The organism is Bradyrhizobium huanghuaihaiense, assembly GCF_007830635.1.
Taxonomy (GTDB): Bacteria; Pseudomonadota; Alphaproteobacteria; order Rhizobiales; family Xanthobacteraceae; genus Bradyrhizobium; species Bradyrhizobium huanghuaihaiense.
Genome location: NZ_VLLA01000024.1, coordinates 108,612 through 123,179, shown reverse-complemented (window position 1 = coordinate 123,179; position 14,568 = coordinate 108,612). Strand labels below are relative to the sequence as shown.

Genomic DNA, 14,568 nt, shown 5'->3' with positions numbered 1-14,568 from the left:
GTTGAGATGGCCACCGACGAGATATTTCACGAACTAGTCATCTGGAACGGAAGTTCGTGACATTAGTTGATCGCTCGGATCTCTAGAGAGGAGAGCGCTCGTGGCGAATGCAGGTGTGAAAGGCCGGCCGATCGCGCCGTTGGTGCTGAGTTCGCAGGAGCGGGCGTACTTGGAGAGGCAAGTTCGTCGTCATCGTGTAGCCCGATCGCTATCTGAGCGATGCCGCGCGATCCTGCGGTGTGCAGTTGGTCTGCCAAGCAAGTCTGTGGCTGCCGAACTTGGCATCCATGAACACACCGTCGGCAAGTGGCGCCGCCGATTCTTGAAGGATCGTTGTGATGGCCTGCTTGACGAAGCCCGCCCGGGCCGCCCTCGAACCATCGACGATGATCAGGTTGCCGAGGTAATCGAGCGGACATTGCGTACGACGCCGCCCGACGCAACGCACTGGTCGATCCGCTCGATGGCTGCGGATACTGGCTTTTCTCACACCACGATCCGCCGAATGTGGACGGCGTTCGGCTTGCAGCCGCACCGCAGCCAGACATTTAAACTATCGAGCGATCCGCTATTCGTCGATAAGGTGCGCGATATTGTCGGGCTTTATCTGTCGCCGCCTAACCGAGCCGTTGTCCTCAGTGTCGATGAGAAAAGCCAGATCCAGGCACTCGATCGCGAGCAGCCGGTCTTGCCGATGATGCCTGGGGTGCCGGAACGTCGCACGCATAGCTATGTGCGGCATGGTACGACCACGCTGTTTGCCGCGCTCGATGTCGCTTCCGGCTTCGTCATTGGCAAATGCTACAAGCGCCATCGGGCGCTCGAGTTCTTGAAGTTTCTCAAAGAGATCGACGCTCAAATCCCTGAGGGGCTCGCTGTCCATATCGTCATGGACAACTACGCTACCCACAAGACCCCCAAGATTAAAGCGTGGCTCGCTCGCCGGCCGCACTATCATGTCCACTTCACGCCGACTTCCGCGTCGTGGATCAATCAGATCGAGCGCTGGTTCGCTGAACTCACCAGAAAGCAGATCCGGCGAGGTGTTCACACCTCCGTCAGGCAGCTCGAAGCCGACATCCGTACCTTCATCGAATTGCACAACAACAACCCGAAGCCCTTCAAATGGACCAAGTCCGCAGACCAGATCTTGGCTTCCGTCAAACGCTTTTGCCACAAAGCCCAGCAGACTCTATGTGGCGAACTTTAGATTCATGTGACTAGCTGCTGTTGTTAGTTGGTAAACTCACCGCCGTTTGTCGTGCTGGTGATTGCAACGCCGTTAACGCATGTTGTCAACAGCCGTTAACGTAAGCGGATCAACTTTCCGGACACGATGCAACCGCAGGCATAAATACACGTTCGTCTGCCTATTTTATAAGGCAGGCCGATCGTCGCAGCCAAAAACCTTTCCGAACATCGAATAGCGGCGAACAAGCGTAAACATCGACACGCACTGCTTTTGGCGACAATCAAAACGACCATCGACTCGTGCTCGTGACGATGACGAACGATGGTCAATCAAGCCACATCGGCATGGGATTCTGAGGAGGTGTCGCTTCTGCAATGCATGTGGAGCGCGGGCCACTCGGTGTCTGCGAGGGGTGGCGATGCGTATCTCGCAACGCCATCATCGGCAAGGTCAAGCGCATGAGAGCTCGCCGAGGCCAAGCAACGCAACAGGGACAAACGACGGCAAAGTCAGCAGCAGTCGCTATCGACTTTGATCCGGCGCTCGTGCAGGAGATGCTCGCCAAGATCGATGGCTATCACGCCGATCTCGCATCCGAACGCGGTTCGTCGATGGCGCGGTGTCGCAACATCCGCGATGTCGATCAGCAACGTCTACAAGGAAGTCAAAGCGCGGAGCTCATCGGCAACCCAACCATCGGCCGTCGCCCCGCGCGAGGGCAAGCGCCTCGAACAGCCGCGGCAGCCGCTGACAGAGCACGGAGCGGTTGTCGCGGCAGGCCTTGTGGCCCAAGGCGCAAGCAATCCAGCTCTTGCAGACGCCGGTCGGGCCGATGATGAGCAGGTTCTGATGCCGGTCGATCCACTCGCCGGCGACGAGCTTTTGGAACAGCGGCTTGTCGAGCCCGCGCGGCGCCTTCATGTCGATAGTCGATCCAGTCCCAATTGATCTTGCCGGCGTGCTGAACCAGTTCGTGCTCCATGTTGATGACCTGCTTGAGCCTGGCCCGGAACAGATCACCTTCGTCCGTCGCCTTCGGCTTCTTCGGTCGCATCGGCTCCTCCCGATACGAGCGCCGAATCATGCCGTGCGATTCGAGGGAATCTCAAACTGCAAATTGCAGGTTCCGAGCTACCGCACTGTCAAAGCCTGCAATCACAAAATCGCCGCAGCCGAAAAACAACGACTCCAGATCAGCCCCTTACCTGTTCTTCACGGACGACTAAGGAGGCACGGATGAATCGATCCATGAGTCAAAAACCAGGCGCACGCTTTACCGAGAAGCAGGGCCATTATCTGGCGTTCATCTATACCTATTCGCACATGTCCGGACGGCCACCCGCCGAATCCTGCATCCCCAGAAGCATCGAAGTCCTTGTGCCGCCAGAAAACTTGCCTATCCTAAGCTGGCCGGTATCAAACCATCAAGATCACTGTGACGAGCCACTAGCTAGTTTCGCCCTCACCTCGTGGCAAGAGGTTAATCGGATGCGTGTGGCGAGAATAACATCAAGCCGAAAGAACACCGAATTCCAGAGTACGCCTAAAGGTTGCCTGGAAGATCGGCGCGAACGTTTGATCCGCGCCTTGGCGAGTCCGAGCCGTCACGGCGCAGGACAGCGCTTCTCTATCCGAGCGAAGCCGCAGCGTCCGCTGCCTTAATCACCTCAGGTGATATTTATTGAGTAGTTCGCCAAGCTCAGTCGCTTCAATCTTTTTTAGAATGAGCTCGCGCAGGAACGCAGGTCCCGGGATCTCAATTTCATTGCCGTCGCGCAGTCTACCCATTGCTGCAAGCAGCTTGCGAATATCATAGGTCGAGTTGAATACCTCGGGCACGCCACGTTCAATCTTGAGGAGGATATACACGGCTTCCATCGCGGTCCGAACGGAGTATTCCGTCGTGAAGATACAATCCCGTTCACCCGACTCCGCGAACTGGCCGATGAAGGCGAAATTGACCGCATCTTTCGGCACAACATCTGGCCGGTCGCCCGCCTGCCGCGGCATGAAGAAGGAAGTGACGTAGGGCATCATCACCGGGACCGTCTTGGCGGCCCCAGCGGCGAGTTCCGGTATACTCGCAACCGGCACACCGAGGTGATAAAGCCATTCTTGCGTGATTTCCTCGCCCGTACAATCTTGCATCGGTTTCCTCACGTAGTCGCCGGCTTTATCGACGAATAGCGAATAGACCCAGACGACGACTTGATCGCTGGGCTGGCGCTTGAAATGCGGCTGGCGATTTGTGGTCCAACTGAGCAACCAGCTCGAATCTTTCACCGTAACGATGCCTCCTGTGACAACCTTGCCGCTGAACGGATCGCGTTTGGCGATCTTGCGGATGTATGCTGGAATGCGTTTGTCCAGGGTCGTGATCGTCGCCGATTCCCATTTGCTTGCAGGAATATTGCCGCAAAAGACATTTGGGCGTCCAAAGGCCGCATCTTTGGCCGCAATACGCCGCCACAGATCCCAGGCGGGCGCCGGTCCTTCGTTGAGCCTGGCGGCCGTGTGATGGTCCCCCATGTCCGAGTTTTCGGTCAGCGACCCGATCGTCATGAAAACAAGATCGTCGGCGCCAATAATGAGACTGCCCTCAATGCCATTCTCCAGCCAGCGGATGGCTGTGGCTTGCTTGCGGCCACGCTTTATGTCGAAATCGATATCGGTGACTCCGACCCCGTAGCGAAAGTTGACGCCTTGCGCCAACAGCCATTTGGATAACGGCAGAACGAGCGATTCATATTGATTGTATTTGGTAAACTTCAGCGTACTGAAATCCGGCAGGCCGCCGATATGGTGGATGAATCGATGCAGATAAAGTTTCATCTCGAGGGCTGAATGCCATTCTTCAAAGGCGAACATGGTCCGCCAATAGAGCCAGAAATTGCTGTTGAAGAAATCTCTTCCGAACACTTCGTCGATGCGCTTGGTCTCCATCTGCTTACGAGTGGCAAGAAAAAGGGCAATCAGCTCTTTCTGGGCCTGTTCGCTCAGTGTGAAGAGGCCATCGGTATGGGCATCCTGCCCCTGCTTCACCGTCGCCCGCCGTAGTGTGTAGTTCGGATCATCCTTGTTCAGCCAGTAAAACTCATCGAGCACGCTGGCGCCTTCAAGTTCGAGCGATGGGATCGAACGAAACAGATCCCAGAGACACTCGAAATGATCCTCCATCTCTCTACCACCTCGAATCACGAATCCCCTTTCCGGATCCTGACAACCGTCCAACGCGCCCCCCGGAACCGTCTGTCGTTCGAGGATGGTGATACGGTCGCCACGCAACTGCCCGTCGCGGATCAAGAAGGCCGCGCCGGAGAGCGCAGCCAACCCCGAACCAACGAACCATGCTGTCTTGCTATCCACGCCGGCGGGTTTGCGGGGCCGAGCAAAAGCTTCGTAATTTCCACTGGTGTAATACATCGCGACATTCGATCTCGTTTGATGTGACAATCCGTCCGCTGATAGTCAGAAGATGTTTTCGACCGCCTGACCCTTCTGCGGGACGCCGATCGTCAGACCGCCATCGACGACGATTTCGGAGCCGGTAAGATAAGAGGACTCGTCGCTAAGCAGGAACAAGACTGCCTGTGACACTTCCTGCGGCTCGGCTGGCCGCGCGAGCGGAATTGGAAAACTGGAAAGATCGATGTTCTCTGTCATCCGAGTGTTGATGAAGCCCGGATGGATAGAGTTTATGCGAACGCCGGACGCGGCGGCCTCCAAGGCAGCGGACTTCGTTATGCCCCGCACGCCGAACTTGGAAGCAACATAGGCGTGAAGCCCAGGACTACCCCTCATCCCCTCGACCGACGAGATGTTGACGATCGAGCCTCCGCCCGCGCGGCGCATCGCAGGTAGGGCAGTCTGCATTCCCAAGAATACACCGGTGAGATTGACAGCCAGGGTCTTCTCCCACTGCTCGAGCGGGAACCGCTCGATGGGAGCCATACTCGCTATGCCTGCATTGTTGACGAGGCCGTGCACCGCGCCGAACTTGCCCTCCGCAGCCGCAATCGCCTGGCACCATTCCCCTGGCTGAGCGACGTCTTGACGCACATAGATCGCGGATGGGCCAAGTTCGGCCGCGAAAGTCGCTCCTTCATTGTCAAGAATATCGGTGATCACGACTTTCGCGCCCTCGGCTACCAGCAGGCGCGCATGAGCGGCCCCCATCCCTTGAGCCCCGCCGGTTACCAAAATGACTTTTTCGCTCACACGTCCCATAACTCTTGGTTCCCTCGATCAGTGGCGGTGCAGGGGTTTTCAGCATCAAAAAGGATGACGGGCGTGTTGATCAAAATGGTTGAGAACGAGCATTGAAAGTCGGGCAAGCCAAGAGTTGCGGTCTGCACCACGCCCCGGACTCTTGGCGATCTGCCCTCTGCTACGTATCATCTTTGATTCCCAAAGCCTGTGCGCAGTACCCGTGTAAATTGGCGCTAAAGCACTTCGATAACGATTTCACGTCGCGAACATGCTTCCGCCGCTCAGGCGTTAGCCATCCTTTGGATTATTGCATTGGCTTTGCCGAACTACCCCGCCTTCTAGACGCCGACAATTTGCGACCGAATTTCCTCCGGTTTCGGAGATAGGATCGGTACCCGCGAGCGGAGCGATACCGGTGCCGAACGGTGCTGAGCTCCTTGTGGATCGAAAAGTGGGGCGCAGAACGCATGAGGTTCTCCTTAGTCTTGCGAATTGGAGTATCCATTCCGTGCAATCGGCGCGCCGAGACTCTGATGGGAAGTCAGCCTCACGTGACTCTTGCACAGGCGCCGGAGGTCTTCCGACTCTCCACCGAGACGGCGATGTCAGGGCCTGCGTTTTCGACCATGCGCAGCGACAATGTTACGCTGATCTGGTTTAATCGAGGCTGTTGCGAAAACTCGTGAGAGAGCCTCATCGACTTTCTGTCCGGATACTTGATCATGTCGGGCTTTCGACATCGCGTCGTCAATCGGACAAGCGAGGAAGGCAACAGAACAAGGGTCGAAAGTTGTCGGGTCACTCGTACCCAATTTGACGTCAGCCAGTGAGCCGTATAAACCGCACGAGGTGCCTGGCATCGACGTTGCATAACGACTGATAGACAAATAGGAATCACCCACTCGCCTTGACGTCATCATCGGTGAGCAGGCTCCGCCGGAATGGATGCACAATCAGGCGCATCCGGCAGCACAGGACAGCTGCCGGCTTCTAGAATGGAAAAGGTCAAGCGTGTCGGATGTTTTCGGATCGTTTAATCCGGCGGATTGAGGTGCAAGGCGCAGAAACGGCACTGCGGCCTCGCGTAGCGAAGATCGCTATCACCGGATCGATGTGCCGCACGGACTACCGAACCCACATCGCTGCCAGCGCAGTACAGTCGCTTCAGGGGCGCTTCAACAACCGGAGAGGCGCGGTGAGATGAATAGCTCAATCTCCAACCGCGCGAATTGTTCTGAGATCAAGGAGGATGCGATGCCCGACGTCAAAGGCATTCCGCTTGATGCGCCTCTTTACCATGGGGGCAAAAATCGTGGCGGTGCGTTTCTCGGCTGCCAAGCCATAAACCTTATGTTCAGCGTGGGGCACGAGGCGAATTGTTTATTGCCGAAGGAACTAGCACCTGCAGCAAACCCTGCAATCGCCATTGTGGGGGTCGCGAGCTATCGCTCAAGCACTGTCGGGCCATACTTGGAGTGCTATTCAGGAATTCAAGTTCGTGATCCCGACGGCGAGACTGGCTACTACATCCCTTACATTTACGTGACGGTAAATGATGCAGCTCTCGCCTCGGGACGAGAGGTTCTTGGTGCTCCAAAAAAGCTGGCGCACATTAGACTGATCAGAGAAGGCGGTCTAATTCAGGGTACGCTCGAGCGTCCGAAAGGCAAGCGCCTGCTGACCCTTACCGCTCAACCAGACGAGCGCATGAGCTCGGATTCGCGGCAGATGTATTCTGCGCGGACGAATTTCTACTCGGTTCGGCAGCTGCCGCCCATCATTGAGTCCGGGAAGGGAGAGGTCACGCAACTCGTCAAATGGTGTACGGACCGAACGTTGCGACGCGACGAGCGTGGCGAAGAAGTTCTATTTACTGGACCAACCTCCCTAACTTACGACTCCCCCTCGATTATCGATCCCGTGCACAACTTGACAGTTGGCCAAGCCCTGCTCGGCACATACGAGGAGTATGACGCAAGGCTCGAGGCCATTGATATCCTTTCGGAGGAATCAAACCCGGTAAACGATGATCGACGAGCTTGAAGAATTCATCCAATCCTAAATTGCTGCCAGCGCTGTCGGTTTGCCAGCTGACGGGCGGTATGTGGGGTTCACCTCCCCGGCGACTCATTCTGGAAGATGGTCGACAAGGCCGGCTTCAAGACCCACGTCTACAACAAGAATAGCGGCAATAAGGAGAAGAAGGCCGACGTGGCGATCGCCACAGCCATGATGGATGGGCGTTCAACATCATCGACAAGGACAACGACGATATCCTGCTGGTTGCCTCGTCAGAAGCAGACGAAAGAGCTGCGCCGGACATGTCGGCTACGGGCCCAAAAGCGCAAACCCGCATTTCTCTGCAGCTCGCTTCGCCCGCCGCAACGTGCTTTCAAGAAAAACGACATAGCAGTTGACTCTTTCTGAATACACTTTCCGATGGCGCGGACTTGATGATGCGCCTAAATGGTTTGCGATGCGCAATACAGCGCGGCGCGATATAGCCGCGGGGAGGCAACATGGGGAACACCCTTGTTGTACACGCGAAACGTCTGCCTCAGTCGCAGAAAGCGCGACGGGCGGCGCAGTATGTCCGCATGTCGACGGATTACCAGCAATACTCGATTGAGAATCAGGCAGTGGTCATCGCGACCTACGCCGAACTTCACAAGCTAACCATCGTCCACACCTATCGTGACGAGGGAGAAAGCGGCCTCAGAATCGAAAACCGGGGGGGCCTTACCGAACTGGTTGAAGACGTGCAATCGGGACGCGCTGACTTCGCTCATCTGCTTGTCTTCGACGTGAGCCGATGGGGACGCTTTCAGGACGTTGACGAGAGCGCGCACTACGAGTTCATCTGCCGCAGGGCGGGCGTCGAGGTTGCTTATTGCGCGGAGCAATTCGACAATGACGGAAGCCTTCTCGCCAGCATCATGAAGAATATTAAGAGAGTGATGGCGGCTGAGTTCAGTCGGGAACTCTCCGCCAAAGTTTTCGCAGGGTCAGTCCGGCTGACGCATCGCGGCTTCAAAATGGGCGGCCCTACGGCTTACGCGTTCCAACGACGTCTCGTCGACGATCAATGCAGACCGAAGGGCATTTTAACGATCGGCCAGCGCAAATCTTTGCTTACCGACCATGTCAAGCTCATCCCCGGTGCGCCCGATCAAGTCGAGATCGTGAATTGGATTCTCCACGAATATCTCCGTCACAAATCGCAGGCCACCATTGCCCGAGAGCTCAACCAGCGAGGGATCTTGAATAGCCAGGGAAGACCGTGGCTTGGAAAGGCTGTCGGTGACCTCCTCCGGAACGAAGCTTATATCGGCGTTCTGACCTACAATCGCAAAAGCAGAAAACTTGGCGCCAAGGTGACGCGCAACCCAAGGGAGCTCTGGATCAGAAAAGAGAATGCCATCGAACCTATCGTCCATCGCGACGCATTCCGGCGCGCGCAAAAGATTATGGGTGAGGGGCGCGTCAGCATTCCCGAAGAGGAAATGTTGCTTCGGCTCCGTAAGGTCCTGATGAAGAAAGGCAAGCTTAGTAAGACGATTATCAATTCAAGTCCGGGACTGCCGTCCATGTCATCGTATGTTTTGCACTTCGGCGCGCTGCGGAACATCTACCGTCTTATTGGGTACAACGGCAATCAAGAATGGTTTGACAAATACGCGTCGCACCAACGGTGGGCCGCCCTTCAGCTTAGCAATGCTGCTCGCCTTCGAGACGCCTTCGAGAGACTTGGTCGCAGTGCCACCCTCAATGCTTCGACTGAATGTCTTCGAATCGACAATGTCGTGAATGTCGTCTTTCGGGTCGCGAGATGCCGCAACTATGAAAACCGGCCCTTGCGCTGGACGCTGCAATACCGCGTGAGGTGGCCGAAGGGATGGGTTGTCGCGGTTCGGCTGGACGAGAAGAACGAAGCGATCTTCGACTATGTCTTGATGCCCCGGCGTGGCTCACCTTCAGTCGTCGCATGTTCTGGTTCTCAAAGGAAGTCTATAAGGGCCGCACCATAAACCGATTTGACACGTTCGAAGCGCTGTCACGCTTCCTCATCGAATGCGTCGGCAAGGAAAAGCCTTCGTGAGTCTAACACCGCAGATGAAGAAGCCGTTGAAGGCGGCAACTCGCCACGCGACATCGCAACTGCCTTGAACAAGAAAGGCGTACCCGGGCCACGTGGCGGCGCCTGGAACGCCTCGACCATTGACGGTAGCCGCAAGCGCTTGAACGGCATCCTTCAGTACGCCGGGCGGATCATCTGGAACCGCCAAAGGTTCATAAAGGTCCCGGAGACCGGCAAGCGCATCAGCCGCGAAAACCCGCGCGAGCAGTGGATGACTGCTGAGGCAAACGATCTGCACGCGCATGAAGGAAACTGGTTTCTGTGATAACCGGCGCACGGTGCCGCTCGAAGCGATTGAAGCCACGGTTCTAGAGGGGCATCGAGCAGATACTCGCGGTCTGCTGAGATCATGCGTCGGTTTCTTCCAGCTCGGCGATACGCTTGCGCAGCGCGGCGACTTGGCGGCCCAGCTTCCATATCTCGTCGCCGGCCCAGTAGGCGCCGCGCTGGGCGATTTCCTTGCGAACGTCGTCTGCTTCCGCGATCTCGCAGCGGATGACGCTGTCAAAGGCTTCGATGATCAGGTCTCGCACGGGTTATTACCACCTTTTCGGAGCGTGCCGGGGCCATCAGATGCCGGCTTTTGCCGGCCGCGTTGCTCAAATACGTAGAGCGCTCCCTACGGAGCGCTCTACGATCGTCAGTTACGCCTTCGGCAAACTGCCGGCGCGCAAGATGGCTTACGCCTGCCGTACGAGGTTTTCTGGATGCGACGATAGGAAATACCATTCGGCCATGTCAACGTTTAAGTTGTATTCTTTTGTATAACACGTATTGAGTCATTAATTATATCGACACACAAAGGTGCACCGTGTTTGAATCGCGCGATGAAGCGTAGAATCAAACCGAACTCGCAGATGGCGGACTATGAAGTCGTCCTCACCTTCGATGACGGACCGCGGCCGCCGAACACGGATAAGGTGTTGGCTGCGCTCGCACAGGAATGCGCGCGAGCCACGTTCTTTCTGGTGGGCCGATCCTCGGCGGAATTTCCCGAGCTCGTGCGGCGTATGGCCGCCCAGGGCCACACCGTAGCGCACCACAGCTGCCGATCGACGTGATAAGCAGATTGCCCATCCCGGGCCACGAAAACACCGTCTCAACAAGGATTGAGCCCGTGACCACTCCCCCAACAAGCAACCCGAGCACCGTCAATATGGCACGGCCGCGTTCGGCAACGCATGATGGATCAAGATACGCCAGACCGGGATGTCGCGTAGCGGACCGAGTTTGAGCTTCGTCATGGCGTTCCTCCCTTGCCGTAGGGTGCCAATACCAAATCGCGGGTAACGATGACCCGCACGGGGAAACCTGGCCGGATGGTCAGCGTCGGCTGGATGTTGAGCTGGCGCTGCAGATCTGCTGGCCAGTCTGGCTGATGCTGCTAGGTCGTCCAGCGACTCGGCATAGACGACGTATCGCTCCGGGGAGGACCGCCTTGTGCGGTTTGATGGAGGATGAAGACATAGGCGTATGACTGACCATATGCCTATGCCGAAGGTTTCCCGACTTGAAGTCGTCTCGACAGGCGCTCGACGTCGTTGGACATTGGAAGAAAAGCAGCGAATCGTCACCGAGAGCTATGGCGGGCCACGTCTGGTGTCGGTCACGGCACGACGTAACGGGCTGTCGACAAGCCAATTGTTCACGTGGCGCCGGTTGGCGCGGGAAGGCAAGTTGAGCGGGGATGCCGCGCCGGTGCTTGTTCCGGTTGAGATGACGCCTGCGGCGGCTCCGATCTCGAGTGGCGCGCCACAACCGGTGTCTTCACCGCCTGCGCAACGTGCACGGGCCGGCATTATCGAGATCGAGCTTGGGGGCGGCTGTCGCGTGCGCGTTGACCGGGACGTGGACGCGGAGGCGCTGCAGCGGGTTCTTGAGCTTCTGAGACGGCGATGATCCCGATCCCGAGCGGCGTCAGGGTCTGGATCGCCACCGGCCACACCGACATGCGCCGCGGGATGCAAAGCCTGGCGCTTGCGGTCCAGGAGAGCCTGAAGCGCGATCCTCATGCTGGCGATCTCTACATCTTCCGGGGTCGCCGCGGCGATCTGGTCAAGATCCTCTGGCATGACGGGCTGGGCATGTCGCTCTACGCCAAGCGCCTGGATCGCGGCAAGTTCATATGGCCTTCGGCGTCGGACGGCGCAGTATCGATCTCGGCGGCGCAGATGGGTCCAGAAACTAAAGGTCCCAAACGTGAAAATCCTAAACATCTCGAATTTTTCAGAAGGACTCTTGGCTGTCGATAGCGATCGCGCCGACGCGTTTTGTTCGGACGACGCGATCCTCTACACTTTGCGACAAAAGCCGGCTCGCGACCGTCTGGAGGTCGTCGGCCGCCCGCTCTCCTTCGAGCCGTACGGGTTAATGATGCGCCGTGACGACTCTGCGTTTCGCTTGGCTGTCAACAAGACGCTGGCCGAGCTCTTTCGCTCGGGAGAGATAACATCTCTCTACCACAAGTGGTTTGACCAATTTGGAATTCCACTGAGCGAGAAGCTCGAGACCGTTTTGCAAGCGCAAGCAGTCCCTCAATAGCGGCTGGGTCGAATGCTCTCCTACAATTGGAACTGGAGTATTCTCTTCCAGCAGCCGCAGCTTGGATGGCTGCTGGAAGGTCTGCGTCTCACAATAGTCATGGCGGTGGTGAGCTTCCTCCTAGCGCTTGCGATCGGAACCTTAGTCGGTACAGCCCGCACTGCTCGATCGAGAGCGGTGCGTGGAATAGGCTTCGTCTACACAGCTCTCTTTCGGAACGTGCCATTGCTGATCCAGATGTTCCTGTGGTTCTACGTCTTTCCGGAGCTCCTGCCCTCAAATCTTGGACGCTGGGTGAAGCGGGATTGGGCGTGCTTGTCGTCCCTTATGGCGATCGATACGTACGGTTGGTCATCTACGCTGGAATAGGACGGGATCAGATCGATGCGGTCTTGAGCGCTTTTTCGGAGATAGGCCAAAGCTTAGAGGCGAAATACCCCGATACACTGTCGACATCCTAAGCCGCGGGCATCGTGCGAAGCGCGTGGGACGCCGACTGCCCACGTGCATCGATCACGGTCCCGGCCGCGTTTGAGGCTAGATCACGTCGAGGAACACCGACCAAGAAATAATAGCGGGATTATAGCCAGTGTTTTGAGGCCTAGCACCATGGCATGAGTTGACGTATGAAAACTCGTGCGATTGTAGCCTGGAATGTGCGTCGGATTCGCGTGAATCGGGGTATCTCGCAGGAGCAATTGGCTTGGAAGGCCGGGATCGACCGCTCCTACATGAGTAGTCTTGAGCGGCAATCGAAGAACCCGACGATTGATCTTCTCGACCGCATCGCCGAAACGCTGGACGTGCAGTTGTCCGAGTTCTTTGTTCTGCCGCCCAAAGGTGCTAGGTCTCCGAAGACCTTGCCTAAAAGCCGCAAGCCAGCGGGTCCACGTCGCAAGAAAAAATAGCGAATTTCAACGGCTTCTACGTAGCCAATTGAGGGACTTAGAACACCAATTTCGCCCGACAAGCCTTCTTTGCCGGCCGAACAGGGCTGTGATTAAATTGGAGTGCGTTTCACAGCACGGGAGTGAGTGACGACTGGTTGCCGGATGCAGGTTCGCGAAATGCATTGGCGGGCGCGGTCGCATCGGAAGAGGAGACTTCGATAATCGCAATTGCCTCGACTTTTTCAACCATTTGTACGCAGCCGATTGACCACGGCAACCGGGTTCATCCCCACTGGGGCGATCTTTCGTAGTCCACGTGTGATGTGTCCGGAGGCGCAAAGGCGCGGAGATTACGCCTCATCAGGCAAGTCTATTGGAGCGCCAATTGAGCTTGAAGAATATCTGATCGATTCGCCGTGATCTCGGGATGCCCCGGCTGTGGGAAGTCCACGCTGCTGACCGAACTCGGCCGACGCGGCTACGCGACGATAGATGAGCCTGGACGCCCGGTCGTAAGGAAGGAATTGGAGTCGGGCGTTCCCGCGTTGCCCGGGACAGGTATTGAAGCGCGCCTGCACAGTGCGTTTGATCTTTCCCTTGAAAACCTGACGCGAGCGAGTGCGTTCGACGGCTGGGTTTATTCGATCGCGGCCTGATCGACGCCGCAGCGGGTCTCGAACGCGTGACAGGCGAGCCGGCGACAAGGAACTCGGACAGGCACGCCACTATCATCGACGCGTGTTCATCGCTTCCGCCTTGGCCGGCCATCCACGCGACCGATCAAGAGACGCGTCATGATTTCGAGGATGCCTGTCGAAAACGAGCATCTTCTGAAGGTTTTCCCGATGCTCGGCTATGAAGTGGCACTACTCCCAAACTCAGCGTGGTGGAAAGGGCCGATTTCGTTCTTTGAGTGCCGACGTCCAACGAACATCACCAATTATAAACACGTGCAGTCGAACGGAAAGTCCATGGCAAGGGCCGCTATGGCGAATCAATTGTCAGCCTGCTGCCGTGAATCTGCCGAACGGGCACTGAAAACGGATCGAAGTCCTTCAGGCAACGCACGTTCACTGCCCATCCGTCGAACGGCCGAATGCCGGCTTCGCGTTCTGCTGCGGTGGGCTGGCTTGGTTTGCGGAACGGCAAAATACCGCAAACCGGGCAAAAATAGTCAGCCGCAGTGAATAAACCCCAGCGATAGACCGACAACTCCTGGAGGGGCGTCAGGAGCCGGAAGTCGCCCTCGGCGACGCGATAAATCAGCGCGCCACGCTTCGAGCAGATAGAGCAGTCGCAAACCCGCACATGGTCGATATCGGCGTCGATCTCGAAACGGACGGTGCCGCAGTGACACGAGCCGGTGTACGTCTTCATCATCGGCGGTTTGTCTCTAGAAGCCCGACCGAAGATAGATCAACGGATGGGGCCTGACAAAATCTCGTTGATCCTGTTCGCAAACACATAATAGCCGCAACTCCGCCAGCAAGTCACGGGCGCGGCGCGCTGATTGGCTCCTGGCTTACTCGCTCGATTGGAGTCGAGAAGAACTCGGGTGGAAGAAATGCCAGTCGTCGCCTTGAGACACACACCGTCTA

At 57.0% G+C, this 14,568-nt stretch carries 18 protein-coding genes and 2 pseudogenes; 13 read left to right on the top strand and 7 right to left on the bottom strand.

What is annotated here, in order from left to right:
• Positions 1–100 precede the first annotated feature (100 nt).
• The gene (locus IQ16_RS35465; protein ID WP_011082855.1) at positions 101–1,210 is read left to right on the top strand and encodes an IS630-like element ISBj5 family transposase; all 1,110 of its coding nucleotides are present in this window, start codon (positions 101–103) and stop codon (positions 1,208–1,210) included.
• A gap of 675 nt (positions 1,211–1,885) precedes the next feature.
• On the opposite strand, the pseudogene IQ16_RS35460 reads toward IQ16_RS35465, so the two are convergent.
• Positions 1,886–2,110, bottom strand: a pseudogene (locus IQ16_RS35460) (ATP-binding protein); the annotation flags it as partial.
• A 318-nt stretch (positions 2,111–2,428) separates the two neighbouring features.
• On the opposite strand from IQ16_RS35460, the gene IQ16_RS46790 reads away from it, so the two are divergent.
• Positions 2,429–2,854, top strand: a complete 426-nt coding sequence (locus tag IQ16_RS46790; protein ID WP_223153801.1) for a hypothetical protein — start codon at positions 2,429–2,431, stop codon at positions 2,852–2,854.
• Here IQ16_RS46790 and IQ16_RS35450 read toward each other — a convergent pair whose 3' ends face one another.
• Positions 2,855–4,615: an oleate hydratase gene (locus IQ16_RS35450; protein ID WP_011082857.1), complete on the bottom strand. Its 1,761-nt coding sequence runs from the start codon at positions 4,613–4,615 to the stop codon at positions 2,855–2,857.
• Between the two features lie 45 nt (positions 4,616–4,660).
• Positions 4,661–5,419: a glucose 1-dehydrogenase gene (locus IQ16_RS35445; protein WP_011082858.1), complete on the bottom strand. Its 759-nt coding sequence runs from the start codon at positions 5,417–5,419 to the stop codon at positions 4,661–4,663.
• A gap of 1,182 nt (positions 5,420–6,601) precedes the next feature.
• On the opposite strand from IQ16_RS35445, the gene IQ16_RS35435 reads away from it, so the two are divergent.
• The 4 genes from IQ16_RS35435 to IQ16_RS35420 all read left to right on the top strand — a co-directional run bounded on the left by IQ16_RS35435 (position 6,602) and on the right by IQ16_RS35420 (position 9,804).
• Positions 6,602–7,444: an acetoacetate decarboxylase family protein gene (locus IQ16_RS35435; RefSeq protein ID WP_011082860.1), complete on the top strand. Its 843-nt coding sequence runs from the start codon at positions 6,602–6,604 to the stop codon at positions 7,442–7,444.
• Between the two features lie 96 nt (positions 7,445–7,540).
• Entirely contained in the window at positions 7,541–7,828 is a 288-nt protein-coding gene (locus IQ16_RS35430; protein ID WP_011082861.1) for a hypothetical protein, read from the top strand.
• A gap of 92 nt (positions 7,829–7,920) precedes the next feature.
• The gene (locus tag IQ16_RS35425) at positions 7,921–9,429 is read left to right on the top strand and encodes a recombinase family protein (RefSeq protein ID WP_244635995.1); all 1,509 of its coding nucleotides are present in this window, start codon (positions 7,921–7,923) and stop codon (positions 9,427–9,429) included.
• A 6-nt stretch (positions 9,430–9,435) separates the two neighbouring features.
• Positions 9,436–9,804: a recombinase family protein gene (locus tag IQ16_RS35420; protein ID WP_223153802.1), complete on the top strand. Its 369-nt coding sequence runs from the start codon at positions 9,436–9,438 to the stop codon at positions 9,802–9,804.
• Between the two features lie 82 nt (positions 9,805–9,886).
• Here the strand turns inward: IQ16_RS35420 and IQ16_RS35415 are convergent, their stop codons facing one another.
• A complete protein-coding gene (locus IQ16_RS35415; protein WP_011082864.1) occupies positions 9,887–10,072 on the bottom strand; it encodes a hypothetical protein in 186 nt (61 codons plus the stop codon).
• 294 nt (positions 10,073–10,366) lie between these two features.
• On the opposite strand from IQ16_RS35415, the gene IQ16_RS35410 reads away from it, so the two are divergent.
• Entirely contained in the window at positions 10,367–10,600 is a 234-nt protein-coding gene (locus tag IQ16_RS35410) for a polysaccharide deacetylase family protein (protein WP_011082865.1), read from the top strand.
• A gap of 179 nt (positions 10,601–10,779) precedes the next feature.
• Here the strand turns inward: IQ16_RS35410 and IQ16_RS46785 are convergent.
• Positions 10,780–10,934 (bottom strand): annotated as a pseudogene (locus IQ16_RS46785) (TrbI/VirB10 family protein); the annotation flags it as partial.
• Between the two features lie 78 nt (positions 10,935–11,012).
• Here IQ16_RS46785 and tnpA point away from each other — a divergent pair.
• The 5 genes from tnpA (at position 11,013) to IQ16_RS35380 (ending at position 12,988) form a co-directional block, all read left to right on the top strand.
• Entirely contained in the window at positions 11,013–11,438 is a 426-nt protein-coding gene (tnpA, locus tag IQ16_RS35400) for an IS66-like element accessory protein TnpA (RefSeq protein WP_011082866.1), read from the top strand.
• Positions 11,435–11,791, top strand: a complete 357-nt coding sequence (gene tnpB / locus IQ16_RS35395) for an IS66 family insertion sequence element accessory protein TnpB (RefSeq protein ID WP_011082867.1) — start codon at positions 11,435–11,437, stop codon at positions 11,789–11,791. Before tnpA ends, tnpB begins: the two co-directional genes overlap by 4 nt.
• The gene (locus IQ16_RS35390; RefSeq protein WP_014490263.1) at positions 11,778–12,080 is read left to right on the top strand and encodes a transporter substrate-binding domain-containing protein; all 303 of its coding nucleotides are present in this window, start codon (positions 11,778–11,780) and stop codon (positions 12,078–12,080) included. The genes tnpB and IQ16_RS35390 overlap by 14 nt, the downstream gene beginning before the upstream one ends.
• Before the next feature lie 12 nt (positions 12,081–12,092).
• Entirely contained in the window at positions 12,093–12,449 is a 357-nt protein-coding gene (locus tag IQ16_RS35385) for an ABC transporter permease subunit (RefSeq protein ID WP_011082869.1), read from the top strand.
• Between the two features lie 257 nt (positions 12,450–12,706).
• Positions 12,707–12,988, top strand: a complete 282-nt coding sequence (locus IQ16_RS35380) for a helix-turn-helix domain-containing protein (protein ID WP_011082870.1) — start codon at positions 12,707–12,709, stop codon at positions 12,986–12,988.
• A gap of 109 nt (positions 12,989–13,097) precedes the next feature.
• Here the strand turns inward: IQ16_RS35380 and IQ16_RS47370 are convergent, their stop codons facing one another.
• Positions 13,098–13,220, bottom strand: coding sequence for a hypothetical protein (locus IQ16_RS47370; protein WP_256379488.1), 123 nt, complete (start codon positions 13,218–13,220; stop codon positions 13,098–13,100).
• A 166-nt stretch (positions 13,221–13,386) separates the two neighbouring features.
• On the opposite strand from IQ16_RS47370, the gene IQ16_RS46780 reads away from it, so the two are divergent.
• Positions 13,387–13,626 (top strand): AAA family ATPase, encoded by a 240-nt coding sequence (locus IQ16_RS46780; protein WP_011082871.1) that lies wholly within the window; start codon positions 13,387–13,389, stop codon positions 13,624–13,626.
• A 328-nt stretch (positions 13,627–13,954) separates the two neighbouring features.
• Here IQ16_RS46780 and IQ16_RS35370 read toward each other — a convergent pair whose 3' ends face one another.
• Positions 13,955–14,350 (bottom strand): GFA family protein, encoded by a 396-nt coding sequence (locus tag IQ16_RS35370; RefSeq protein WP_014490264.1) that lies wholly within the window; start codon positions 14,348–14,350, stop codon positions 13,955–13,957.
• Positions 14,351–14,568 lie beyond the last annotated feature (218 nt).